Raw genomic sequence first — 1,784 nt, 5'->3', positions numbered from 1 at the left:
GCCACCGCCTCCCGCGTTCGAGGACCCGGCGCCCCGTCCGCTTTTCGCCCCCGATCCGGTACGCCGGCCCCGGCCGGGCACCCCGGCCGCCTCGGCCCCCCAGCCCCCGCCGTCGACCGGCGGTGGAACCGGCTCGGGCACCGGCAGCACCGGGTCCCCCGGCAGCGGCCGGGTCGTCACCGGCTCCCACGAGTTCTGGCCCTGGCCGGGAACCGGAACCGATGCCCTCGCCGACCCGGTCGGCGCGCCCGTCCCCGGACGACAGTGGATGCGGCTGGCGCTGGTCATCGGCGTAGCCCTGCTGGTCATGCTGGCCGTCATCGTCGCCTCCCGCCTGGCGCGATCCGCCGACCGGTCGTCCCCCGCCGACGAGCCGGGCCGGACCGCCACCTCGGCGGACACGGGGCGGCCGGTGACCGGGCTCGTCGCCGCCGACCTCGACCCGCAGGGCGACCCACCGGAGGAGAACCCCGACGAGGTGGGCGCCGCCGTCGACGGGGACCCGACCACGGCGTGGTCGACGATGACCTACCGGCAGGACCTCGGCCCCGGCGGGCTCAAGACCGGCGTCGGGCTCGTCGTCGACCTCGGCGAGGAACGGGCGGTGCGCTCCACCACGATCACCTTCCGTGGGGGCCCGACGACCGCCGCGGTCTTCCTCACCGACAGCCGACCCACCGGCGTGGCCGGCCTGAGCCCGGCAGGGGACGGGACCGCCCGTGGCCGGCTCACCGTGCGCTTCGACCCGGGGAGCACCGGCCGCTTCCTCACGGTGTGGCTCACCTCCCTGCCCGAGGTCGGCGGCGGCTACCGCGGGCAGATCGCCGAGGTGGTGGTCTCCGGGTGAGCGGTCCGGGCGAGTCGCCCGCGGAGGACCGCACCGACGCCGAGCTGCTGCGGGCGCACGTCGCGGGTGATCCCGAGGCCTTCGGACTGCTGTTCACCCGGCACCGCGACCGGCTCTGGGCCGTCGCGCTGCGGACGACGGGCAACCCGGAGGATGCCGCCGACGGGCTGCAGGACGCCCTGGTCGCGGCGTACCGCCGGGCCGACAGCTACCGCGGGGACGCGGCGGTGACCACCTGGCTGCACCGGATCGTGGTGAACGCGTGCCTGGACCGGCTGCGCGCGGCGCGGGTGCGGGCGGCCCAGCCGCTGCCCGACGACCTGGAGGAGCAGGGCGCCCGCGGGTCGCTGGTGACCGCCGGTGCGGCCGCGGACGACCCGGCCGAGGTGGCGCTGGCCCGGGAGCGGCGCCGGCTGGTGCTGCAGGCGCTCGCCACGCTCCCCGACGACCAGCGTGCCGCGCTGGTGCTGGTCGACATGGAGGGGTACGCCGTCGCCGAGGCCGCCCAGATCCTGGGCTGCGCGGAGGGCACGGTCAAGTCCCGGTGCTCGCGGGGCCGGGCCCGGCTCGCCCAGCACCTCGGGCTGCTCCGTCCCGCAGCGAGTGACCGGCAGCACGGGAACTCCGGGGCGCCCTCGGCCGTCCCATCCGGTGACTCCCCTCGACCCAGCGACCACGAACCCGAAGGAGGTGGGACCGGTGGAGGAGCCTGAGCTCACTCCCGAGCAGGAGGACCGGGTCCGCGGCCTCCTCGCCGAGGCGCGGCACACCGCTCCGCTGCCCGCGGACGTGGCGGCGAGACTCGAGCGCGTCCTGGCCGACCTCGGCGAGGAGCGGTCCGTGGCCGACGCCGGGACAGCAGAGCGGTCCGGGGCCGGCGTCCCAGCGACCGAGGCGGGCGGGGCGACCGTGGTAGCGCTGGCCGCCCGCCGACGGC

Annotated in this window: 3 protein-coding genes; all 3 read left to right on the top strand. The window is 77.6% G+C overall.

All coding sequences use genetic code 11. The features are described 5' to 3' along the window. Positions 1-847 (top strand): discoidin domain-containing protein (locus tag PLP61_RS16950; RefSeq protein WP_324503973.1); only part of this gene is annotated, 847 nt, incomplete at its 5' end. Beyond that, positions 844-1,560, top strand: a complete 717-nt coding sequence (gene sigM / locus PLP61_RS16945; RefSeq protein ID WP_324503972.1) for an RNA polymerase sigma factor SigM — start codon at positions 844-846, stop codon at positions 1,558-1,560. The genes PLP61_RS16950 and sigM, both read left to right, overlap by 4 nt. After that, a partial coding sequence (locus tag PLP61_RS16940; RefSeq protein ID WP_324503971.1) for a hypothetical protein occupies positions 1,547-1,784 on the top strand: 238 nt, incomplete at its 3' end. The genes sigM and PLP61_RS16940, both read left to right, overlap by 14 nt.

Origin of the sequence: Nocardioides sp. (genome assembly GCF_035429765.1) — a bacterium.
Lineage (GTDB): Bacteria > Actinomycetota > Actinomycetes > Propionibacteriales > Nocardioidaceae > Nocardioides.
The sequence above is the reverse complement of the archived record's forward strand: the minus strand, read 5'-3'. Positions and strand labels throughout refer to the sequence as shown.